Raw genomic sequence first — 22,819 nt, 5'->3', positions numbered from 1 at the left:
CCCCAGCCCCCCCTTGCTAAGGGGGGAAGAAGAGGTTGATTCTGGGTTGCTAAGGGGATGTTTTGGGTGGGATATTAATAATACGATCGGCTCAACCGTGCAAATTAACAACTGGACGACAAATTGGGCCGATTTTTGGGAAGAACATCGGATTGGTTATCAGTTACAGTTGGCTAGGCGTCGTGGTGGAAATTTCAGTCAAGCAGAAACTTTGCTAGCAGCTATTCCCAAGTTATTGGAGGGTTACAAACCTCAACCTTCTTTAGTTCACGGGGATTTGTGGGGAGGAAATGCCTCGGTAACTGCTGCGGGGGAACCAGTAATTTTTGACCCGGCGGCTTATTGGGGCGACAGAGAAGTCGATATTGCGATGACGGAACTTTTCGGCGGTTTTCCCCCTGCATTTTATCGGGGTTATAATGAAGTTTGGTTGCTGGATTCAGGCTATGAAAAGCGCAAAATGCTTTACAACTTATATCATATTTTGAATCACTTTAATTTGTTCGGCGGGAGTTACGAGTCGCAGGCAAATCAAATGATTAATAGAATTTTGGGTGAAGATTTCAATATTAGCTGAATTATACGGAATCACAAATGAAGTTTTGGCACTGTTGCACCAAGTTGGGATTTATAGTTTTGTTTTTGAGCAGCATCGGGGCTGAGAATGCTTTAGCTGCTTTACCCTTACAGGTGGGTTTCTATCGCGGCCCCGGTTCTCGATACATTCAAATTGCTGAAAAAGAAAATAGAATCTGCTTCAAAGGCTTTTCTTCTAAGGGAGTTACTGTGGCTTCCGTTGCGGCGGATACTAACCGCCAAGACTTATACAAAATTAACGGATTTAATGATACATTTCTGTTGCAGCCAGATACAGATACTCTCTTGTTTGGGTCGGTAAATCAGTTGATTAAGTATGTCGCAGATGATGGTTTTCCTAGAGATTTAGATGATGATTTGCAGGAGTGTCTTAGTTCCCAGAAGCCATTCTTTAAGCAAAAGTCTGGTGGACGAGGTACTCGCTAAGAAACTTTGGACAGGGGAATGGCGTGTCCTGATTCTGGGTAATATCAATTTCGATTGATTACTAAGCTGTCGCGCATTTGAATTGCATATTCAGGGCGGGTTCTCCTGCCCACCCCACAACACTTTTATTGTTTTTTGATATACAGTTTAAATGCCGCAACAGCTTATCAGAAAAAAGGTTAGTAGAGAGGACTTTAGTCATTCAATTTTTAGGACTAAAATCCTCACTAATAACTCCTCCGATCGCGATCGTTCGATGGGACATGATATTAAGATCAATTCCGATGCCACGGCATTTGATATCACCTGGTTGTTGAGACTTTATTTTTGTTTGGCAGCAGCTTTTTTCTTGGCTTCTTTTTCAGCCTTTTTAGCCGCTTTCTCGGATTCAATCTTGGCTAATTTTGCCAGCTCTTTTTCCTCAGATATTTTATCGAGATAGTAGTGATAATCTCCCAAATAAGTCCGAAACTCGCCGTCGCGAACTTCCACGATTTTGTTGGCAACTTGGGAGATGAAATAGCGATCGTGCGAGACGATAATTACCGTACCGTCATAATTTTGAATCGCTTCTTCCATCATCTCTTTGGCGGGAATGTCGAGGTGATTTGTCGGTTCGTCCAAAATTAGCAAGTTCACGGGAGTCAACAGCATCTTTGCTAAAGCTAGACGGGCTTTTTCTCCGCCACTTAGAGCGCCGACGTGTTTGAATACTGTTTCGCCGGTAAATAAGAACCGCCCCAATAAGGTGCGAACTTCTTCGTTTTTCCAGTCGGGAACTTCGTCGTGAATGGTTTGGATCACGCTTTTATTCAAATCTAAGGCTTCGGCTTGATTTTGTTCAAAGTAACCGGGGACGACGTTGTGGCCGCCCAATTTGACTGTACCTTCTGTTGGGGTTTCTAACCCCATAATCAGGCGCAGCAAGGTAGATTTTCCGGCGCCGTTGGGGCCGAGAAAGGCTATGCGATCGCCTCTTTCAATTAATAAGTCTGCTCCCAAAAATAGGATTTTTTCGCCGTAGGTGTGTACCAAATCTTCGATGATTGCTACTTCGCGGCCGCTGCGGGGTGCGGGAGGAAAGCGGAAATGCAGGGTTTTTAAGCCGCCGGTGGGGGCTTCGATGCGTTCGATTTTGTCTAGCTGTTTCTCACGGCTTTTGGCTTGGGTGCTGCGTGTGGCGCTGGCGCGGAATTTTTCTACGAATGCTTGCTGTTTTTCGAGTTCTTTTTGCTGGCTTTCGTAGGCGCTGAGTTGGGCTTCTCTGGCTTCTGCTTTTTGCAGCAGGTAGGAGGAGTAGTTGCCGAGGTAGGTGCTGGAAACGCCGCGTTCGGTTTCGACGATTTGGGTGCAGAGCCGATCGAGAAATTCGCGGTCGTGGGATACGATTACCATTGGGGTTGTCAGCCCTTTGAGGTATACTTCCAGCCATTCGATCGTTTCTAAGTCGAGGTGGTTGGTAGGTTCGTCTAGCAGCAGGATGTCGGGTTTTTGGAGGAGAATTTTGCCCAAACTCATCCGCATTTGCCAGCCGCCGCTGAAGGCGCTGACTAACCGATCGCCATCTTCGGGTTCAAATCCGATTTCTGGTAAAATTTTCTCGATTTGGGCTTCTAAACCGTAACCGTTTAAGCCTTCAAATTGCCGTTGCAGCCGATCCATTTTGTGGATGGTGTCGTCGAGATTTTCTGGGGTGGAGTTTTCCAGGTCTCGGTGGACTTGCATCAAAGATTCGTGGACTTCGTTGGCTTCGCTGAAGGCGCGCCAAAATTCCTCTTTGACTGTGCGGGTGGGATCGATTTCAAATTCTTGGGAGAGATAGGCGATGTGGAGGCTGGCGGGGCGAATGACTTCGCCTGCGGTGGGTTCGATTTCGCCGGCGATGATTTTGAGTTGGGTGGATTTGCCGGCACCGTTAACGCCTACTAAGCCGATGCGATCGCCCGGTTTGACTTCCCAGGTGACATCTTTGAGTACGACGCCTGTGGGATAAATTTTACTGATGTGTTCGAGTCGCAGCATTGTTGTGGAGACTTGGGAAGGGCAGGTTTAGCGGCGGATGGGATACCGGCGCTGAGGTCGAGTTAATCTTAACAAATTTTAATTAAATTTAGTCATTACCAAGTTTTGGGTTGGGGCGGGCGATCGAATTTGAGATTTGAGATTTGAGAGTGAAGGACGCAGGGATCGCCATTACCTTGGTTTCTGACAAAAATCAGGTGGAGAGTTGAACTAATGCTACAATTTTGAGTTAGCGAGTTTGCTAATTGTTTTGTTAAAGGGCGATCGACAAAAGCACCGCAATTTTGCGAAAACCAGGATTGTTCGCCAACAAATCAACTGTCCCATCTTTTTGAGCAATCCCGTCAAACATAGCATTTATATCAATTCCGGTTCCACTCCTGGGGAATTGTTGACTGTTGACTCGATTTTATGATTCCGATGCAACCGTCCACGATATTACGGCTTCTGGTGCGGTAAAATTTTGAACGATAATTTCGATAAAAATATTAAATTCATGTTGCAGTTGAGCAGCTAGCTGCTGCAATTTGGCTGCCCGTGAGAACTACCCAAATTAGATTGTGCTGGCGTTTGGCTAATTCGGCGAGAAAGGCTGCACCAGTTAAGCCAGAAGCACCGGTGATTAAAGTGGCAAGAAATAAATTGGGATATTTGAGGTGGATTTAAAGATTTTAACAATGAGCTCGAAGAGGAACCTGTAGAATAATCAAAAGGGAATAGGTGAGTTTTATGGGGCGTATTACCGATCGAGCTTTTGAAATTTTGCGGGGGGAAGTTGACAAGTGTGCGGCGCAGGATACTGTAGCGGGTGCAGTGTACCGCAGTATGGTAATCAAGCGGCTGGAGAAGTTGCGATCGCAAGAGGGAACTTTCGCATCAACAGAAGAAATCCGCGATACCTTCAAAGACGAATTTCCCAACTTCAGCGAAAAAGTTCTCAAAGAAGCTGTCAAAGCCAACCAGCCGCCCGGATTGTTCGGCAAAATTGTCTTCGCGGGCAGTTTATTAGGTGCTGGGGCGGGGATAATTTGGCTGCTAAATTTGCCTTTTCCGATGATTCGGTGGCCCGTGGCGAAGACAATGCCGATATTGTTGCTGCCGAGTTTTATCAGCATGGATTACAATTACCGACAGGCGATCGCTCTTGTGGAACAATCTGATCAACTGGTTAACAAAGCGACTGCTGCGGCAGATTTTGACTGGGGCGAAACTAAAGCCAAAGAAGCGCAAAAACACCTCGATGCTTTGCCGGTTTGGTTTTTGGGTTACTATCCACAAACCTACTGCTCTTTTTTTGGCTGCACTTGGCGGTTTACAGTCGATGAATTTCAAGCAGCCCGCAAAAATGTCGGGCGGATGGAGGCGCAGATTTTCCAGCAAAAAAATGCTTTTACTCAATTAAATCAAGTCGAACAAACGCTTAACGAGGCGAAACAGCAGTACCAGCAAGCAAAAACTGCCGCCGACAGGCAAAAAGCGAGTGAAAATTGGCAAAGTGCGATCGATCGACTCAATCAAATCTCCGCCGACACCCTAGCGGGAAAAACAGCTAAGCAAAAACTCCAAGCAGCAGAGAGAGACTTTCAAGCAATGGGCGGCGTAGCCACCGGTTCCGTGCGCGCCGACAACTTAATCGAAGCAGCAAAAGAATTTGCACTTTCAGCGGCTGTAGCATCGCAAAAGCCGCCGCATCCAGCCGCGCAGTGGGAACAAATAGCAGGATTGTGGGAAGAAGGAATTAACCGACTGAAATTAATTTCTGTGGATAATCCAGGCTATCTCGACGCTCAAACTAAACTCGCTGAATATCAAAAGAATTTAGGAATTACCCAGATCAGACTGCAATCAGAAAAAGATTCGGCAAAAGCTTTGCAAGAAGCTAAAACATTGTTTGCCAACTTGCAAAATAATGTGAATTCTCCCAGTCAAAATTCCGGTAACTCTCTGGGGCAGTTGCAACAAATTATCAATCAATTAGAATCCGTCAAACCCGGGACAACTGTTTATCCAGAATCCCAAAAATGGCTGCAATCGGCTCGTAAAAAACAGCAACAATGGCAAAATAATTAAAGGTTGGGAATAAAGTATGGGAGAGTGTTAACTGCTTTTCTGTCAACTAAGGATCGAAAACTTAATAACTTAAATACCTTTTACAGTCCTCTCTCCTGTAATATCGTTTCCGGTTGCATCGGAATGATTTAACCTTACTAGAACACAGAGAACACAGAGAGATCAGATAGAAATGAATACAGGACGATGCTAACGGATTTGATATAAGTTGCCTTCCTCAAAGGAGGCTCTGCCTCCGGATCTGCATTACCAGGCAGAGCCTGGTAACGAGCAAACCACCAACTGCTAACTGCCAACTGTCAACGGCTAACTGCCTAATTACCAAATCGGGTCAAAATACAGATTAACTGTAAGTTGCTTTTTCCCCGAAGGAACGCCGGAAATACAAGCACAAATTGTCTCCCCGCCGTCAATTTCTACTTCGCAAGCGTGACAAGAACCCATCAGACAGCCGGTAGGAATGGAAACCCCCGCACGTTTGGCTACATCTAGCAAAAGCTCTCCCGCTTCTGCTTCTACTGTCACATTATCCGGTAAAAAAACAATTTTTGTCATTTAATTTTAACCTCAACTCTAACAAACAACAGTTAACAGTTAACAGTCAACAGTCAACAGTTAACTAATTAACTAATTAACCTAAAATCTGGTTGATATCTAAATGCTTTTCCACCGTATCCGCTAGAGTCTCTAACAGAGCTTCTCGGTGTTCCCGGTAATTGGGAATACCTGTAGGCAATGCGCGGAGTCCCCGCTGCTGGCGCAAGTAATTTAACCAAGCTCGCCGCCAAGCTCCATTATCAAAGATGCCGTGCAGGTATGTGCCCCAAACTGATTGAGAATTGTTGACAATTCCTAAAGTTGGATCGTCAAATAGCGGTTGAGTCAAATCTGACTCTAGCATTTGCGTTCTTCCTTGGTGAATTTCGTAACCGGAAACTGGTAAACCCGGTTGAGGATAGTTAGATGTTACGATGCGCTGGCGGGCAATTTTGTTCGGGGCGATCGCAGTTTTTAAAGGCAGCAATCCCAATCCTTCAAATTCTCCCTGTTGTCCCTCCAGCCCTTGTTTATCGGTGATACTTTGTCCCAGCATCTGAAAGCCGCCACAAACTCCCATGACTGTACCGCCAGCTACTAAGTAATTGTTAATAGCTTTTGCCATACCTGTTTGGCGCAGCACCTGCAAATCTGAAATTGTAGTTTTAGACCCCGGTAAAATCACAGCATCTGGATGGCCTAAATGGTCTTTTGGGCTGATGTATTTGACTGTGACGGTAGTTTCCGACTCCAGGGGGTCAAAGTCGGTAAAATTGGAAATTCGGGGCAGGCGGATGACGGAAATGTTTAGGTCGGTTTGAGAATTGGGAGAACGCCGATCGAGCAAATCGAGAGAATCTTCTGAGGGAAAAACTTCGTCTATCCAAGGAATCACCCCAACTACCGGGATTCCCGTCCTTTCTTCCAGCCAAGTCAGCCCCGGATCTAAGATCGATTTTTGTCCTCGGAACTTGTTAATAATGAATCCTTTAATTAAAGCCCGTTCGTCAGGTTCTAGCAATTCCAAAGTGCCGATAATGTGAGCAAAAGCGCCACCGCGCTCGATATCAACGACGAGCAAAGTGCGAGCATTTAAGTATTTTGCCACCCGCATATTTGTTAAATCGCGATGTTTAAGATTAATCTCAGCAGGGCTGCCGGCTCCCTCGCAGACTATCGCCTCAAATTCTTGACCCAGAACCTCTAAAGATTCCCGAATAACTTGCCAGCCTAGATCGAAATACTGCTCGTAATATTGAGCTGCTCGCACATTGGCTATCGCCTTGCCCTTGACAATCAATTGAGAAGTCATGTCTCCTTGTGGCTTGAGCAAAATCGGATTCATTTCTACCCAAGGCGCTACGCCTGCGGCCCAAGCTTGCACTGCTTGAGCGTAGCCAATCTCTCCGCCACTGGCGGTGACATAGGAATTCAGCGCCATATTCTGACCTTTAAAGGGAGTTATCCGCCAGCCGCGCCGAGCCAAGATTCGACAGAGTGCTGCAACGAGTAAAGATTTTCCTGCGTGAGATGTTGTTCCCACGACCATAATTGCTTTCATAATATTTTAAATGCAGAATGTATAAGGCACAAAATACAAATTAGAAGTAATATCCTGTCCGGTAAATCACTCACAAGAAAAGTCGTTTGTAATAAAAACGAAGAGTTTTGATTGACCTGTTTGGCTGTGAAGACTCTTCGTCTTCACAGCGCATTTTATGATGGGTGATTTTCCCGACTGGAGATCAGCTGTCGCGCATTTAAAGTGCGTATTCAGGGCAGGCTCTTCTGCTCACCCCACTGATTATTTTATTGTTTTTTGACATACAGTTTAAATGCCGGAACAGCTTAAGAAGGTAGAAAACAGAATCGCCAAAATTCTGGTTTCTACATTTTGCTTTTTTGCTCAAGCTAGGGGCTTATCTTCGTCGGATAGATTCTCCGACTTGGATTCAGCGGCAGGTTGGGCAGTTTCTACTATCTCGGGAGTGGGGGGAGTCGGGCGAGTCAATTCCGTTTGTTCTTCGTCGCCAGAGGGTTTTGTTTCTGTGGATTCGATCGACACAACTTTTACTGAAACTAATTCCACCCCGCTCATCTCCTCGGGTTGTCCTGATGCTTCCATTTCTACCGGGGCTACTGCAACCATTTCCACCACGGTCATTTCGAGAGATGGTGCTTCCGGTACATCTGCTGCTGCGGTTTCACCAACTGCCGCGGGCGGTGTCTGGCTGTCAGCCGACGAATCGGGGCCGATCGAACTTTCCTCTATTTTTGCAGAACTCGCGGTTTGAGCCGCCACCAAATCGGCCATTGTTTCCACATCGGTGGGAAACGGCACTGCTTGGCTTGTTTCCACAGCAGTGTTGCTAATTTCGGCTGCTGCTTCGCTGGCGGCTTCGGCTAATTCTGATTCGAGAATCCGATCGAGATCCGGTGCTGGAATTGCCGTTATTTTAGATTCAGGTGCGATCGGATCGGGAGTCTTTTTCTCTGTTGTCGCCGGAGTATTTGCATCAGACTTGCTTTTATCGGCACCGAGCCCCAACATACCGCCGAGACTATTTTTGATATTGTCGAACAAACTTCCGAAACCGCCGGATTTTTTAACTGCTTTGGCTGAAGTTGACTTTGCCTCTGGGACTACTGCCGTCGGGGCTGCCGGCTTGGACTCTTTAGCCTTCGCCCTCCACATCTCCTCAAAATCGTCTGTTTCAGGCTGCTGTTGAGGCTGTGGCTGAGCCTCTGCTGGCTCCACAGTTGCTGGGGCGGCAATTTCTGAAAATTCTATAGGAGGAGGTAGAGGAGTGAAGCTGCTGGCTGATTCTGCTGGGTCTGGTGAAGTTTCAGCAGCAGGAGTTTCAACGGGAAATACTGGTATCTCTGCAACTGCAGGTGCTTTTTCTTCGGGAATTGTCAACTCAGGGGCGATCGGGCGATCGCCAATAGTTTCAGCTACTGGGGGAGTCGCCGGCTGTTCTTCTAGCTTAACCTGACTCTGATTGGCAGCGGGTGCTGGAACAACATCAGCTTTCGGTTTGGGCGATCGAACAAACTTAGGTTTTTTGGCTGCAGGTTCTGGTTTCTTACCAAACAAACCTGATAGCGGCCCGCCCGTCGCCCCGGTCAAATTCGGCGACTTAGGAATCGGCGTTTGCTGAGCAACGGGCGTTACCAGCCGGCGCAAAGTCAAAGTTTCCCAAGCGAACCAGCCCAGCATGGCCACCCCCGCCATTTGACCCAGCAGGAGAGCACCAGTAATTCGCCCCGCACAAGCCCATAAAATTAACGCATAAAAAAGTCCTATCCCGCTCCAGGTAAAATCACTTTTGCGGTGAACTTCTGGAAAAAAGAAGGCCGCCATGTAAATACTGAAGCTGCCTAGACCGACCGCCAACGCCAGAATGTATGCAAGCATCTTGTCGGTACCTCCGCTGTGTCAAATAACTTCTACGCGCTAATTCTACCTTTGCGAGACACTCAACGGCTTCTTTCTCTAGGACAATTCTCTATTTGGAAGCAAGTTCGGCAACGGATGAGTGTAATCGATTCAACGGATTTAAAGGATTTCACGGGTGGATGGTCGAGCGTGAAGATTTGTCGCGCTCCTCCAATCTCGCTCGTTTTCCTCCTCTCCCCTCTCACCCCTTATTGGTCTCACCCCTTATAGGCGGTGATATCTGTCACTTAACTGTGCTTGTACGATCGCACTGACCCTAGAAAATTTTCTGTAGAGTGTAAGTGTAAGAGGAATTATGCCTTCGGGCATAGATATTGGAGGTAGTGCCATGTTAGAAAAATTGTTGTTAGCTGCGACTTTAACCTTATCGGTTCAAATTTTTGCCGGAGTCAGCACTCCCTCCAACTTACCGAAAAATATTGTATTGCGATCGAGCGACCTGTCGGCACCAGCCCTGAAACTTCCAATGCTTCCACTACCTGCGGGCTTCGAGCCGAACGTCGAATCTTGATCCGAGGCGGAAGACGATCGGCGCAAGTGCGAGCTGTTCTCTTTGTCAAGTGACTGTTGGCAACTCATAAGTTCGATCGAACAGTAAGTAAAGAAAAATTAGCAGACCCTACATTAATTAATTAATTGCGATCGCATACTAAATAAACATTAACACCAGGTTTTCAAGTATAAACACTCAAACCTTAAAATATTTGTGAAATTGTCAGTCAACGATCAAAATAGATATATGCTCCCCAGATGGAGCTCAAAGCTAATCAGGAACTGACTGTTAAATTAAGGAGAGTGAAAATGGCACTTAGCGATATTATACTGAGTGAAAACAACAGAGACAATTTTGTTGACGACTGTGTAAAGTTGATAGAGAAACAAGTTGCAGCAGCGCAGGGATTGGGCGGTTTGGCTCTGAAAGCAGCCTACTCTACTGTCAAAGGAATACGGGCGGACTATTGCGCCCAAGTCGTGGATCAGCTTCTGCCCGAAATCTCGACAGCACTCGATCCGATGTGGACTGAAGCAGTAAACAATGGCAGCCCAGTCGAATATCTCGCCCAAAGAAAAGCTGAAGTAGCAGATCAATTGCTCCAAATTAGTGACAAAAAAGCTGAAAACAGCACAAGAGCAGTTGTTAAAGGAGCCTATGGCAAACTCCGCCCCTCAGCTAAGACTTACGTGGAAAAGGGAGTACCGGATTTAGCCGAAATTATTAATAAACATAGTTCGCTCTGAACCTTGAATTAGTGGAAATTTGCCACCTATTCAAATCATTGTCGAGGCGGGAAGTTCCCGCCTCAGTTAATTTAAAAAAAATATAACTTTTCTCAGCTAGGAGCGTACCTCATGTTACTGAGAACCGCGAGAATTGTATTATCCATTGCCAATTACCCATTGATTCGCAGCCAATATTTTCAACATCGCCTGTCCGGTAATTCCCAACCCCAAAAACATTACAAACATCGCGCTAATTGCAGGCAAAAATTTAACTAATGTTATCTGTTTTGGTAGTTTATCAAACTTTTGTTTCGCGTAAACTAAGATTAATCCGATCGCGCTCAGCACCAAAGCCAATCCCAAACTAAAGGCTACCACAAGCGTCATCCCCAAACCAACATTGCCCAAAGCCGACGCGCTCAGCAGCATCACCAAAGCGGAAGGACAAGGCAGCAAACCGCCGGAAATCCCCAACACTAACAAGCTTTTCCAAGTAATGGGAGAACCGTCAGCACCGGGGGGCAAATGCGAGTGAATGTGGCCGTCTCCGTGGTGGTGGTAGTGCTGAGTGCGATCGGGTTTTACAGGTTTAAATTCTCTTTCCCATGTTCCTCTATTTAAAAGATTTACTGGTTCTTCAATATTCGCAGTAAGGGCTTTCGTCCTTGGGTTTTTGCGGACTAAAGTCCTGAATGCGAACCTGGTTTTTTCGATGAGGTGATTTAAGTTGGTCTTGGTGCGGACTGAATTCCTCGCTACGAACCTGGTTTTAATTCTTGCTGAAAGTAACTTAAACCCGATAATTACTACTAATAAGCCTGAGATTAAACTCAGCCAAGGATCTAATTTTTCAGGATCGATTAAGTTGGAAGCGAAAAGGGTAATTGCGCCGACAGCAAACACGCCCGCAGTGTGAGTTATTGTGGTTGTTGCTGCTAAAAATAATGCGTGCAGGGGAGTAGCCCGCGAACCTACTAAATAAGCGCCGACTATGGTTTTTCCATGTCCGGGCGACATCGCGTGCACGCATCCCCAAGTAAATGCTCCGGCTATTGCTAGCACGAAACTCCAACCTGTATCCCAGATAGATTCATTTCCTGTTAACAAAAAATCTCGGTTTTGCGGTGTAAATACAAAGCTTTTTACAGCACCAGCTTCCACAATTGTAGCTTGACAGCTAGCTGTCGCTACTCCGGGTAAAAATAGATTGTAGTTAATCCGCAATTTCTCGTGTTTTGAAATTACCTTAGAAGCGGGCCATGTGTAGCCTAAAATTAAGGTGCTGTGGGTATTGGGCTGCTGGATAGAGCTGGCTATTTTAGCTGCTATGTCTAGCGGTGTTACTGTTACCGTTCCTGGAATGTTGCTGCTGTTGGTGATGCGGATTTCTTGGCCGAAAAACTTTTCTAGCTGTGTTTTGTGGCTGCGAACTTCGGCTGCTTGTAGCTGGCTGTCTCGATTGTCGTCGGCGAAGTTGGTTAAGCCGGTTGGGAAGGTTAATGTTACTTCGGTTTGGAAATCGTTGACGATTATTTCTGCTACGGATAAGTCTGACCAGTGCGAGTAAACTGGTTTGGTTGAGGTGGTTAATAACAATAAAGTTGTCAGTAAAAATAGGGTAAACAATTTGGATATTTGGTTCAGCTTGTAGTGCATAAATACCTTTGTTTTTAGGTTTGTTACTCAATCAGTCGGCGGTTGAAACCAGGTTTACATAAACGTGTTAGCCTTCCCGAAGGGTAGTCTGCCTCCGCAGACTAAGAGATCGAGGGAGTATTTAAGCCGGATTTGGTATAATCTCAAAATTCATAACTTCCCAAACCTAATGTTTTGCCCGATCGACTATCAAAACTCGGATCGATTTCTTTAGCCTTTTGAAAATAAGCGCGAGATTCAGCATCTTTACCTAATGTGCGGGCGATCGCACCAGCCCGGTAAAACATACCCGCGTCTCGAATGCCCGATCGCACTATTTCGACCATCACCCGATCGGCTTTTTGCCATTCCCCAGCACTCGAAAGCGCCCAGGCGTAAATATCCAGAGTCACAGCATCCCTGCGGATTTTCACCTCATCCTGCATTAACAGCAGGGCTTCGGCGACATCCTGCGATCGACCTTTTTCCAGCAGCAAACTCGCCAAATCCCTGCGGTGCCCGAAACCGCCAGATCCAGAAACCTGTTCCTGTCGCAGCCCGGCTTCTGCTTTGTCGCGCAGTCGCACGGATGATCTCGCATCTCCCTGCAACTCCTTCACCCTCGCCATACCGCGATCGACAAGGCGATCGAACACCGTCGCAGCCCCGCCAGAATAGGCAGAAACCTTGCTGTAATTGCCCTCAGCCTCCCGATAATTGCCCTGGCGCGTCTCCAAATCTGCCAAATAAATCAGCGCTAGCGGGTATCGAGGCATCAACCGCAGCGCTTCCAAAAATAGCGCTTTCGCCTGCACAAACTCCCCGCGGCGGGCGTAAAATCGACCTAAGAGCGATCGGGCCCGCGCCGAACCCGCCACTTCTCCCGGCTCCTCCGCCGCCATTGCTTGCCGGTAATCCTGCAAAACCTCAGCATCCCGGCCCTGCGACTCTCTCGCTAGCGCTCTTAAAGTCAGAGATCCCAAGTTGGGAATCCGATTAACTAAGACTTCTGCGGCTGCATTAGCCTCGCTCACTTTTCCCGTCGCTAAGTAAGATGTAACTGAAATGGCGATCGCATCTTCATTTTTAAAACCCACCTGTTTAGCCAAGCGCAAAGCAGTAGCAAAATCGTGTCTGGCCTCGGCAATTCGAGCTAAAACTAACAGCGCACCTTTGTTGTCAAAAGGCAAATCGGCGATCGACCTTTCCGCCGCCTGTTCTGCCAACAAAAACCAGCCTCCCTCACCAGTGGCGCGAGCCATTTTCAAATAAGCACCCGCCAGTGCAGCCCGGTTCAAACCGCTACGGGAATCCACAGCCAATCGCTGCTGGTAAAAAGCGATTTCTTGTTGAATTGCCTCCTTTTGACTGGGATTTTTTCTCAAAGTTTCTGAAAAATTATAACGGTACTTAGCATCAAGTTCCGCCGGACTTTTTTCAGCAAATAAATCAGAAAGCAAATGCAGATTTGGGGGAATGTTAATAACAGCAATACCCACAACAGGAACTGCTATCAATAACCACCACCAAAAAATATCAGATTTTATTATTTGTCCTGTTTTAGTTTTCATACATCCCCGTTAATCAACATTCATCTGCGGTAAAAAAAAAGCACTTTAGATAGTCATTTCTAAAAAAGATGAGGCACCCTAGGGCATAGAGCATAGGGCTATCCTCACCACGCGATCGAACCGCTATATGTCATTAACCAACAAGCAATCACCAATCACCAATCACCAATCACCAATTACTAATTACTAATTACCAATAACTAATTACCAATAACTAATTACCAATAACCAATAACCAATAACTAATTCGGCAAAGCCAAATAAGGAAAATTTGGTTCTAACGGCTTGTGTCCCTGAGCCGGATTTCCCGGTGTTCCGTTATATGAAACGTTATCGCCAACCGGAGAACCCACCAAAGCTCCCAAAGTAATATCAATAACGTCGTCCATCAGCATACGACCTCCGATCAAGCTTCCTTGAGCATTTGTCGCGCTAGCATAGCCACTGGTTTTTGTGGTATCGATCCGCATAACATCGGGTAAGAAAGCTCCGGCGATCGCATTTGGATCGACATTATCGCTACCGTCCAAAAGATCGACAGCATTCAGAGTAGCAACAGCTTCCTGACGCACCGGAGCAGCAGCAGCGCTCAAATCCAATCTCGGAGGAATATTATTGAATGCCTCCAGAAACTCGGGAGTAACTATCAAACCCTCATTAATTGCAGGTCTCGCCAAACGCTCGAATTGTTTGAAACCGCCAGCTCCATCGCGGATCGAAACTGTTGACCAAACATCAAAAGTATTCGCCCCAGTTCCGGCTTGCAAAAATGCTTTGGGAACGCGCACGGCAATTGTATTGACGTTGTAACCTTTAGTAAAGTCGATCGCTCTGCTCGGTTCCTTGAAACCTACTTTCGCCCCCGTGCCCAAAGCCCCAGCGCGGACTCTGAAAAATTGTTCTACATCAAAGAAAAACGGATCTTCCCGCAAGCCTGCAAATACAGTCAAGTTAGAACCGCCGACAGGGACTGTATTCACAACACTATTAGAATTTAGCGGAGTTGTGGCAATTAGCCCGCCGTTAACTGTGGTTTTAGTAGTTGTCTCCGAGCCGTTGCGAACAACAGTTATGGCTACGGCTTGCATACCTTTATTATTAGGCGGACTGAAGGCAAACCGCAAGATAATATCGGCGCGTCCAGTCGGGGTAGAGTTCACGTCGCCTACTTGCGTGATGTGAAATTGGTACAGGGCTGTAGTGCTGAAATAATATTGATAGCGGGCTACTGACCTGGGATTTGAATTCATGGTAAATACTAAATCCCCGTCTGCCGCACCGGAGTTTTGGTCTTTTTCGCGATATACGTACAGGTCAGTTAAATTGACAGCGCGACCTTTAATATCTACTTCGCCGTCGTCGTGGTCGGAGGCGGCAATTATCCCTGGAGTTAATACCACAATTAGAGCTACTTCAAGAGCTAGTATGGTTTGGCGAATTTTTTTTGTGAGTTTCACAGTGAACACCTTTATTGCTATGATATTTTTACAGAAATGTCAAATCAAAGCATCCGCAATCAAGGTTTGTAGTGAGGACTTTAGTTCTGAAAAAATCTGCAGATTTTAGTCCTCACTACTAACCAATTTTATGGTTGTCGATCGACAAGGTTTGTATTGAGGACTAAAGTCCTGGAAAATCTGCGGACTTTAGTCTGCTGTCACTGAACCTTCTCTGCTTGGTATACGAAGGTTTGACGATTTTGGATCTCTGGCAAAACATTAAATTGTGTAAAATCGTTCGAGTTAGGTGGTAAACTGCAAGATGAATTGGGATTTTTACAATTCAAAGCACGACAAAGTTAGGCATGAAAGGTATACTCCAGCTTGTCTCCCCAACTTTAAACTTATAATTATGTTCTGTAGTGATATACGCCAAATTTTTAATTTTGGATCTGTGCAGTCAAAACATTTTTTTTGGGTACACTGAGATGACAGGTAAAAAGTTAAGCGATGAATCGCTGCTTTTAGTGCAGATTGCCAAGAATGACCAAACGGCATTAGCTAAACTTTACGATCGCTACGGTCGCCCAAGTTACGCTCTAGCTTACAAAATTCTGGGTTCGGTAGAAGAAGCTGAAGAAGTGGTACTCGATGTTTTTTCCCAAATTTGGCAAAAAGCAGCAACTTACGATCCTTCTCGCAGTCGAGTAGATACGTGGTTGTTCATGCTTACCCGCAGTCGTTCCCTCGATCGGCTTCGAGTAGTGCAGCGAACAGTCCGGGCCGCCCAAGCTTGTCTGGAAGATGCGAAAATTCCTTTTTCGAGCCTTCGAGAACCGATGGAAAATGCCATAATCGAAGAACGCAGCGCAAAAGTCAAAGCAGCGCTAGAAAAACTGCCAGCAGAACAGCGAAGTGCGATCGAACTAGCTTACTACAAAGGGCTGACTTGCGCGGCGATCGGGGATAAAACTGGTATCCCGACAGGTACAATCAAAACTCGAATTCGTTTGGGTATTTCTAAATTGCGCCAAGCTTTGAGTGAAGAAATTTAGAATTTCAAAAAAAAATAATTTAAATTGTTTAACATCAATCTCAAATCGTCGCATCTCCAATATTCCATTTTTACTGCCACAAAACAACTCTAAAATCTCTAATCGAAAATAGAAAATGGAAATGATGCCAGAGGAGGAGTTTAATATGCTTGCAGTTCTTCAAGCTCTCGATACGCTCAATGAGTCAGAAATTCGCGCGCTTACAGAAAAATTGAGAGCATCCCCAGAACTGCAAAGCGAACGGGCGGCCTTTGAAGTAGCAGTTGCGGCGATCGCCTATACAGCACCGCTCGTTCCCGTGTCCCCCGACCTCAAACACCGCCTGTTTCAGCGCATAGCCGAAGTTTCATCAACTCCCGCCGAGGAAGTTAGTTCAGAACCAGTTTACGATCTATCTCCCAATACTAAATCGCCGCATTTTATCCGCAGAGGGCATGATGTTAAATGGAAAGATTTCGGAGTTTCCGGTATCTCAATCGGTAGGTTATTTACTGACAAGAAAAAACGGGAAATTACTTGTTTGCTCCGCCTAGAACCAGGAAGCGAATTTCCCCGGCACAGACACGCCGGAGTAGAAGAAATCTTCGTGTTAGAAGGAGATTTGGTTGTCGAAGGAGAAGTTTGTTATCAAGGGGATTATATTCGCTCAGTTCCTGGTTCCACTCATTCGTCAATCACAAAAGACGGGTGCCTACTATTAATAAAATCATCCTTTGACAACGAAATGCTTACTTAACTTAGTCCGCGTTTATCCGGACTAATAATTAATACACGAAAAAGGAGTTCAGTACCGTGCTAAATCGCTTGCGTTTAACTGCTGCGATGTCCGCTGTTATTATACAATTTGTACCCATCGACAAAAGCGCGATCGCCCAAGAACACGAAGGATGTTTTTTGGTCAACTCAGCGGGAGAAGTGATTAATTTGAATCTGTTGTGTTCGCCTCAAGAATCAATTCAACTTACAGGAAAGGATGGGAAATTTATCGAAGATTACAAACGGTTAGCAAAAAGCTATTCTCCAGATGCAACTAACAATTTACTGCAAGGAATTCAAAGCAGCCCAAGTCGTAAAATTGCCGCAGCCAAAAAAATGTGTGCGGATGCAAAATCGGGAGTTTCTTTGGCGGAAGTTAAATTAAGGGCGATCGGGCAAGCTCTCAGTATCGAAAATCCAACTGTCAAAGAAAGTTTTCTCGCGGATACTGATATTATTACTATTCTTGCAGGTAACCATTATTGCCCGGAATTGGCGAATAAATAAGTCAGTGAAAAGAGGGAAGTCACTCGATTGAGGATGCGATCGACCATTACAGATTTTTGTGCAAGTTAAAGTAGATGAAACATTTAAAATCAAGTTCCGCCGACTTGCGGGATTTATTCAAAGACAGCATTACAGTTAAATACCTGGCGGAACCGCTGAAAGCTGTCCCGGCTAGCGAAGATGCAGCCAAATTGCGATCGTGGATGGAGGCCCGGGATTTTGACGTGCTGGGGATCGAAGAAAACGGCACGGTTTGCGGCTATGTAGAACGATCGCACTTAATCTCCGGTAAATGTAGCGACTACCAGCAAATTTTTCATCCCTGTGAATTAATGGCTGCTTCGACTCCGTTGATGGAATTGCTGCCGCTGCTGCGAGAAAAACCGAGATTATTTGTCTTGGAAAGCAACCGCATCAACGGGATTGTCACCTGTGGCGATTTGCAAAAAGCGCCGGTGCGGATGCTGCTGTTTGGGTTGGTGACGCTGTTAGAAATGAATTTATTGCGGATTGTGCGGATCTACTTTCCCGAAAATTCTTGGCAAAAATTGCTTAAGGGCGATCGCATTTCAGCAGCAAAACACCTGTGGGAATTGGGGCGATCGCGAAATGAGGCAATTGACTTGATCGATTACCTGCAATTCTGCGACAAGCGAGATTTAATCTTGACGAATGCCGAAATAGTCGATCGGCTGGGGCTTAAATCCAAACGTTACGGAGAGCGTTTTTTAAAGTCAGCAGAAGCATTGAGAAACAAATTAGCACACGCCCAAGACTTAATCAACGGTTCTTCTTGGCCGGAAGTAATTCTTCTCGCCCAGGAAATAGAAGCGCTTTTGCAGCGGTGCGAAGAAATTGAAATTGCCACACCTATTGAATTACAATATCGGGCGGTTGAAACCGCGTCTATACAAACCAAACCCGCCGACGCGGGTTGAAGAATAGGCGGTTAAATTTAGGTTGTTTTCTTTACACCCTCGCTTGTTAGGGCATGGTTTGCGTAGAAGCGATTTCAATCGCTAAGCTCGATCTTTATTTCTTAGTCCGCGGAGGCCGACATGGTTTGTGTAGACGCGATTTCAATCGCCGAATGACTTAGTTTTTAATTTTTAACTTCCTATTTGTATACTGAGGAACCCACCCTTGAGCCGTGGTGTAATACTGCACAGCTTTCAAGTACAGCAACGGAGTCAGATAAAACCAATGTTCAGTATTAGGAGGCACTTTAATATATTCTTCAGCTTGCAACATTAATTGTACCTGAGAGCCGTTAGGATAGACAAACCCAAAAACACATTCCCCAGCTATAACGTGCAGAACTTCGGCATCTGCGTGGGTGTGAGTGCGATCGCTTTGAGTCATCAACGGGTAAATCTGTGGCGAACCCGGATGCAGCACTTTTAAGTCGCACCACTGACATCCGTTGGCGCGCTTGAAGTATTCAAACTCGGTTTTAAATGCTGCGAGAATGTGCTGTTTTTCTTTGACATTGAGAATGTCTTGCAGTAGAATTTCTTGAACCGCAGGATTTTCCTGATTTGGCAGGCGATCGAGCTCAATATTTAAAACAGCCAGTTGGCTGGCGATCGCCTCGATATCGGTATATGTCCTACCATCTTCTAGTTGCAGAACAGCCATATTACATCACCTATTTATTTCGCTCTCAGCAGAATTTAGTTGCCAGTTTCTATATACTGTTGTTACAGACTAAATTCTTGCTTGTTTTCCATAATAGCCGATCGCTAAAGTTAGATGTTTTTCGTTATATTTTATTAAACATTTGCCATACTTTAATCATCAAATTTTAAGTTTTATTTAATAACCCTGAGATTAGAGAGTTGGGTGCTTGTGGCGCACCTTACAAAACTCAAAACTTTTAGACGAGCATTCCCGCAATACAAGCAGTCATGAAACAAGCCACAGAACCAGCAATCATCGCCCTGACGCCCAACCGAGCCAAATCACCCTTACGCGATGGCGCCATCGCACCAATCCCGCCAATTTGAATCCCGATGGAACCAATATTAGAAAAGCCGCACAAAGCATAAGTCGCAATAATTACCGATCGTTCCGAAATCGCCTGTTGCTTCACCAATTCCATCAAATCCAAATAAGCAATAAACTCATTTAAAATCGTCTTCTTCCCCAAAATTACTCCTATTTTTCCACAATCTGCCCAAGGCACGCCCATCAGCCAAGCCACCGGAGCCATCAAAAAAGAAAGAATCCATTCCAGCGACAACTGAGGCAAACTAATCAGCCCTCCAAACCAACCTAAAAGCGCATTGAAAAATGCCAATAAACCCAAAAAAGCTATCAGCATTGCCCCCACATTAGCCGCTAATTGCAAGCCATCGCTTGCACCAGAAGCCGCCGCATCCACGGCATTAGCATAAACCTGTTCCACCTTAATTTCCACCTCGCCAGCAGTCAGGGATTTTTCTGTTTCCGGGTACAGCAATTTAGACATAGCCAAAGCAGCCGGTGCCGACATTACCGACGCAGCAATTAAATGTTGAGGAGACACGCCAAAAGAAATGTAAGCCGCCATGACTCCGCCCGCAATTGTCGCAAAACCCCCGGTCATTACAGCGTGCAGTTCCGAGAGAGTCATCGTGGCTACATAGGGTTTAATTAACAGTGGCGCTTCTGTTTGTCCGACAAAAATATTGGCAGCACAGGAAAGACTTTCTGCACCGGAAGTTTTCATGGTTTTAATCATGCCCCAAGCGACAGTTTGCACCACTCGCTGCAAAATACCGTAGTGATAAAGTAGGCTGATAAATGAAGAGAAAAAGATGATAGTGGGCAGGACTTTAAAAGCGATCAAATGATCGGTAAATTGATCACCAAATACAAACTTTGCCCCAGCATCAGAAAAATTCAAAAATTGAGTGACTAAATCTCCCAAAAATTTAAATGCCGCCAAACCGGGAGCAGTTTTGAGAATCAAAATTGCAAAAATTAGCTGCAAAGCAATTCCCCATAGTACGGGCGGCCACTTAACAGCGCGCCGATCGACTGAAAAGGCGTAGCACAAACCGACAAAAACCCCTAACCCCACCACAGAAATAAGTCTTTCCATTTCAGTCACATTCCCTTATAATTAAACATTAAAGCTCAAAATTACGGCGCAGCCTAATTGCTGCTACTTTTATGCCTCTACCTATAGTTGCTATTATTGGACGCCCCAATGTAGGCAAATCGACGCTGGTCAACCGTTTAGCCAACAGCCAAGACGCGATCGTCCACGACGAACCGGGAATTACGCGCGATCGCACTTACAGACCTGCATACTGGGGCGATCGCGAATATCAAGTCGTAGACACCGGCGGGCTAGTATTTGACGACGAAACCGAATTTCTGCCATTAATTCGCGAACAAGCACTGGCGGCCTTAGCAGAAGCCAGCGCAGCCATTTTCGTAGTAGACGGACAAACCGGACTCACAGGGGGCGACGAATCGATCGCCTCTTGGCTGCGGCTACAAAAAGTCCCCGTCATTCTAGCAGTCAACAAATGCGAATCGGAAAATATAGGACTCACCCAAGCAGCAGATTTTTGGCAATTGGGACTGGGAGAACCTTACCCAGTTTCCGGCATTCACGGTAACGGCACCGGCGAACTGCTAGACGAATTAATGACTCACCTTCCCACAGAAGTAGAGCCAGAAATAGATGAAATTAAAGTAGCAATTATCGGCCGTCCCAACGTCGGGAAATCGAGTTTGCTAAACGCATTTCTCGGCGAAAACCGCGCCATAGTCAGCCCGATTTCCGGCACTACCCGCGACGCGATCGACACCTTAGTAGAACGCAACGGTCAAACCTACCGCCTAATCGACACAGCCGGAATTCGCAAAAAGAAAAACGTCGAATACGGTGCAGAATTCTTCGGGATCAACCGCGCTTTCAAAGCCATCCGCCGTGCCAACGTCATACTGCTAGTAATTGACGCAATTGACGGCGTAACTGACCAAGATCAAAAATTAGCCGATCGCATCAGCCAAGAAGGTCGAGCCTGCATCATAGTCGTCAACAAATGGGACGCCATAGAAAAAGACTCCGACACCATCTACGAGTACGAAAGAGAAGTCAGAACCAGACTGTATTTCCTTGACTGGGCAGAAATGATTTTCGTCAGCGCCATGAGTGGACAGCGAGTTGAAAAAATCATTGAATTAGTAGACAAAGCCTTCAGCGAACACAAACGCCGCGTCGCCACCGCCGTGATTAACGAAGTCATAGAAGAAGCCACAAGCTGGCACTCAGCCCCAGTTACCCGCCAAGGAAAACAAGGCAAAATCTATTACGGCACCCAAGTGCGATCGCAGCCACCGACAATCGCCCTATTCGTCAACGATCCCAAACGCTTCACCGAAAATTACCGCCGCTACATGGAAAGCCAATTCCGCAAACACCTAGGCTTTACCGGTACACCAATGCGGCTGCTGTGGAGAGGCAAAAAAGTTCGCGAATCAGAACAAAGCAGCACAAACAGAGCACTGCGCGTCAAGTAATTTGCGATTTTAGATTGAAGAAAAAACGCAATTTAATGATATGATTAGATTGCGATTTTATTCTTGTTTATATTGTCAGATATAAATTTGATTTTAGATCTGATAGTTGAATCCATCAAAACCTTAATCCCTAAACATCCAACAGAAAATCTCAAATAAAACAATCCCCCAATCTAACCATCTTCCCCTCTAACAATCTAAAATCTAAAATCTAAAATCTACAAGGTGGACGAACAAGAGTTTAAAAAAAGAACGAACGAGCTAGCATTAAGAGTGATTAAGCTAGTAGGTTCACTGCCCAAAAATACCGTTTCCGAAGTAATTGGCAAGCAGTTAATTCGTTCAGGAAGTTCTGTAGGGGCTAACTATAGAGCAGCTTGTGGCGCTAGATCGACAGCAGACTTAATTGCCAAACTCAGAATAGTTGAAGAAGCAGCAGATGAATGTATTTATTGGATGGAGCTGATAGTTGAAGCTAAATTAGTAGATGTCACTAATCTGAGAAGTATCATGTCAGAAACCAATGAAATCTTAGCTATGACAGTTGCGTCTATCAAAACTTTAATGGCTAGAAATCCCACAGGTAATCGAAAATGAAAAAATCTCAAATTCCTAGCCAAAATACCCAATAAACAATCAAACAATCCAAATCCTAAATTAAACAATCAAACGATAAAGCAATCCGAAATCTAAAATCTAAAATCTAAAATAGCAAGATGGATTTACTTCGATCGCTCCCCATTGGACTTTACCTAGAACAACCAGTAACGTGGCTCCACCGGCTCGACTCCCGCGTCAAACTAGCCTGGTTGATGACATTTCTGATTGCGCCAATACTCGCCAATCCAGCTTGGCGGTTGATGTTAGTAGCAATGTTAATTGTACTGACGCTAGCTGCGGCGATTCCCCTGCGCGTGTGGAAACAGCAAATGGGATTGCTGATGCTATTTTGCATTTTAGTATTTTGTCTGAGCGCGATCGCCCCAGACGCACTCCCCTCAGAAC

Annotated in this window: 21 protein-coding genes; 12 read left to right on the top strand and 9 right to left on the bottom strand. The window is 45.7% G+C overall.

The genetic code is table 11. The features are described from left to right. Both IQ270_RS17650 and IQ270_RS17645 read left to right on the top strand, forming a co-directional pair. The coding region (locus tag IQ270_RS17650) for a fructosamine kinase family protein (RefSeq protein ID WP_193974457.1) at positions 1 to 577 on the top strand (577 nt) is incomplete at its 5' end. A 17-nt stretch (positions 578 to 594) separates the two neighbouring features. After that, on the top strand, positions 595 to 1,023 hold the full coding sequence (locus IQ270_RS17645) for a hypothetical protein (RefSeq protein ID WP_193974456.1): 429 nt from the start codon (positions 595 to 597) through the stop codon (positions 1,021 to 1,023). Positions 1,024 to 1,344: 321 nt separating this feature from the next. Here the strand turns inward: IQ270_RS17645 and IQ270_RS17640 are convergent, their stop codons facing one another. Then, on the bottom strand, positions 1,345 to 3,045 hold the full coding sequence (locus IQ270_RS17640; RefSeq protein ID WP_193974455.1) for an ABC-F family ATP-binding cassette domain-containing protein: 1,701 nt from the start codon (positions 3,043 to 3,045) through the stop codon (positions 1,345 to 1,347). Between the two features lie 729 nt (positions 3,046 to 3,774). On the opposite strand from IQ270_RS17640, the gene IQ270_RS17635 reads away from it, so the two are divergent. After that, positions 3,775 to 5,115 (top strand): hypothetical protein, encoded by a 1,341-nt coding sequence (locus tag IQ270_RS17635; protein WP_193974454.1) that lies wholly within the window; start codon positions 3,775 to 3,777, stop codon positions 5,113 to 5,115. Positions 5,116 to 5,433: 318 nt separating this feature from the next. Here IQ270_RS17635 and IQ270_RS17630 read toward each other — a convergent pair whose 3' ends face one another. The 3 genes from IQ270_RS17630 to IQ270_RS17620 form a co-directional block, all read right to left on the bottom strand. Further along, positions 5,434 to 5,670 carry a 2Fe-2S iron-sulfur cluster-binding protein gene (locus IQ270_RS17630; RefSeq protein WP_193974453.1) on the bottom strand — a complete coding sequence of 79 codons (237 nt, stop codon included), beginning with the start codon at positions 5,668 to 5,670 and terminating at the stop codon, positions 5,434 to 5,436. A 76-nt stretch (positions 5,671 to 5,746) separates the two neighbouring features. Further along, complete coding sequence (gene cobQ / locus IQ270_RS17625; RefSeq protein WP_193974452.1) at positions 5,747 to 7,213, bottom strand: cobyric acid synthase CobQ; 1,467 nt, start codon at positions 7,211 to 7,213, stop codon at positions 5,747 to 5,749. A gap of 345 nt (positions 7,214 to 7,558) precedes the next feature. Beyond that, positions 7,559 to 9,070, bottom strand: a complete 1,512-nt coding sequence (locus IQ270_RS17620; RefSeq protein ID WP_193974451.1) for a Ycf66 family protein — start codon at positions 9,068 to 9,070, stop codon at positions 7,559 to 7,561. A 370-nt stretch (positions 9,071 to 9,440) separates the two neighbouring features. On the opposite strand from IQ270_RS17620, the gene IQ270_RS17615 reads away from it, so the two are divergent. Further along, the gene (locus IQ270_RS17615) at positions 9,441 to 9,623 is read left to right on the top strand and encodes a hypothetical protein (protein WP_193974450.1); all 183 of its coding nucleotides are present in this window, start codon (positions 9,441 to 9,443) and stop codon (positions 9,621 to 9,623) included. A 290-nt stretch (positions 9,624 to 9,913) separates the two neighbouring features. Beyond that, complete coding sequence (locus tag IQ270_RS17610) at positions 9,914 to 10,351, top strand: hypothetical protein (RefSeq protein WP_193974449.1); 438 nt, start codon at positions 9,914 to 9,916, stop codon at positions 10,349 to 10,351. Between the two features lie 138 nt (positions 10,352 to 10,489). Here the strand turns inward: IQ270_RS17610 and IQ270_RS17605 are convergent, their stop codons facing one another. The 3 genes from IQ270_RS17605 to IQ270_RS17595 form a co-directional block, all read right to left on the bottom strand. After that, positions 10,490 to 11,989, bottom strand: coding sequence for a nickel/cobalt transporter (locus IQ270_RS17605; RefSeq protein ID WP_193974448.1), 1,500 nt, complete (start codon positions 11,987 to 11,989; stop codon positions 10,490 to 10,492). 143 nt (positions 11,990 to 12,132) lie between these two features. Beyond that, positions 12,133 to 13,539, bottom strand: coding sequence for a lipopolysaccharide assembly protein LapB (locus IQ270_RS17600; RefSeq protein WP_193974447.1), 1,407 nt, complete (start codon positions 13,537 to 13,539; stop codon positions 12,133 to 12,135). A gap of 242 nt (positions 13,540 to 13,781) precedes the next feature. Beyond that, positions 13,782 to 14,996 (bottom strand): DUF4331 domain-containing protein, encoded by a 1,215-nt coding sequence (locus IQ270_RS17595; RefSeq protein WP_193974446.1) that lies wholly within the window; start codon positions 14,994 to 14,996, stop codon positions 13,782 to 13,784. A gap of 470 nt (positions 14,997 to 15,466) precedes the next feature. On the opposite strand from IQ270_RS17595, the gene IQ270_RS17590 reads away from it, so the two are divergent. The 4 genes from IQ270_RS17590 (at position 15,467) to IQ270_RS17575 (ending at position 18,234) form a co-directional block, all read left to right on the top strand. After that, positions 15,467 to 16,033: a sigma-70 family RNA polymerase sigma factor gene (locus IQ270_RS17590; RefSeq protein ID WP_193974445.1), complete on the top strand. Its 567-nt coding sequence runs from the start codon at positions 15,467 to 15,469 to the stop codon at positions 16,031 to 16,033. 145 nt (positions 16,034 to 16,178) lie between these two features. Beyond that, on the top strand, positions 16,179 to 16,769 hold the full coding sequence (locus tag IQ270_RS17585) for a cupin domain-containing protein (protein WP_228056462.1): 591 nt from the start codon (positions 16,179 to 16,181) through the stop codon (positions 16,767 to 16,769). A gap of 56 nt (positions 16,770 to 16,825) precedes the next feature. Then, entirely contained in the window at positions 16,826 to 17,296 is a 471-nt protein-coding gene (locus IQ270_RS17580) for a DUF732 domain-containing protein (RefSeq protein WP_193974443.1), read from the top strand. Positions 17,297 to 17,370: 74 nt separating this feature from the next. Continuing rightward, positions 17,371 to 18,234, top strand: a complete 864-nt coding sequence (locus IQ270_RS17575; protein ID WP_193974442.1) for a hypothetical protein — start codon at positions 17,371 to 17,373, stop codon at positions 18,232 to 18,234. A 157-nt stretch (positions 18,235 to 18,391) separates the two neighbouring features. Here IQ270_RS17575 and IQ270_RS17570 read toward each other — a convergent pair whose 3' ends face one another. Next, positions 18,392 to 18,934, bottom strand: coding sequence for an acireductone dioxygenase (locus IQ270_RS17570; RefSeq protein WP_193974441.1), 543 nt, complete (start codon positions 18,932 to 18,934; stop codon positions 18,392 to 18,394). 238 nt (positions 18,935 to 19,172) lie between these two features. Next, the gene (locus IQ270_RS17565; RefSeq protein WP_193974440.1) at positions 19,173 to 20,381 is read right to left on the bottom strand and encodes a NupC/NupG family nucleoside CNT transporter; all 1,209 of its coding nucleotides are present in this window, start codon (positions 20,379 to 20,381) and stop codon (positions 19,173 to 19,175) included. Positions 20,382 to 20,452: 71 nt separating this feature from the next. On the opposite strand from IQ270_RS17565, the gene der reads away from it, so the two are divergent. The 3 genes from der to IQ270_RS17550 form a co-directional block, all read left to right on the top strand. Next, positions 20,453 to 21,814: a ribosome biogenesis GTPase Der gene (der, locus tag IQ270_RS17560; protein WP_193974439.1), complete on the top strand. Its 1,362-nt coding sequence runs from the start codon at positions 20,453 to 20,455 to the stop codon at positions 21,812 to 21,814. Positions 21,815 to 22,039: 225 nt separating this feature from the next. Then, the gene (locus tag IQ270_RS17555) at positions 22,040 to 22,411 is read left to right on the top strand and encodes a four helix bundle protein (protein WP_193974438.1); all 372 of its coding nucleotides are present in this window, start codon (positions 22,040 to 22,042) and stop codon (positions 22,409 to 22,411) included. Positions 22,412 to 22,530: 119 nt separating this feature from the next. Continuing rightward, a partial coding sequence (locus tag IQ270_RS17550) for a CbiQ family ECF transporter T component (RefSeq protein WP_228056461.1) occupies positions 22,531 to 22,819 on the top strand: 289 nt, incomplete at its 3' end.

Source organism: Microcoleus sp. LEGE 07076 (assembly GCF_015207455.1).
GTDB lineage: Bacteria > Cyanobacteriota > Cyanobacteriia > Cyanobacteriales > Microcoleaceae > Microcoleus.
This window is presented reverse-complemented; position numbering and strand designations above follow the sequence as displayed.